The sequence below is a fragment of the Zoogloea sp. LCSB751 genome (assembly GCF_002028455.1).
In the GTDB taxonomy this organism is placed as follows: Bacteria; Pseudomonadota; Gammaproteobacteria; order Burkholderiales; family Rhodocyclaceae; genus Zoogloea.
Genome location: NZ_MWUM01000117.1, coordinates 1 through 321 on the forward strand (window position 1 = coordinate 1; position 321 = coordinate 321).

A 321-nucleotide genomic window follows, 5' to 3' on the forward strand; every position below is an offset into this window, starting at 1 on the left:
GCAACTGGTAGCAGAGGCACCCGGGCTCTTGCAGGGTAGCCGCTATCAAGGGGCCCAAGGCGGCACGACACTCGGCGGCGAATTCAGGCTTGGCCTCAAGCTGGGCAATCACAATCACGGGGGATGACATCTGAACCTCCTCGTTAAGACGAGAATCAGTATGCCCGCCGCCTATCGTGGGAAACAGGGCAGCAGTCGCAAAACACTATTGAGATAAGAGCAGCAATGAATGGGCAGGGGCGAGGCTGAGGTGAGGAAGTCAGGGAGGTAAAGGAGCAGGGAACGCCGGAGCGCCCCCTTGCCATCAGGCATTGGCCGGCT

General features: G+C 59.8%; 1 protein-coding gene. It reads right to left on the reverse strand.

The annotated features are described in order from the left end of the window. Window positions 1–130, reverse strand: a 130-nt coding sequence (locus B4920_RS31100) for an antibiotic biosynthesis monooxygenase family protein (RefSeq protein WP_173862706.1), incomplete at its 3' end; no start/stop codon positions are given. Window positions 131–321: the final 191 nt, after the last annotated feature.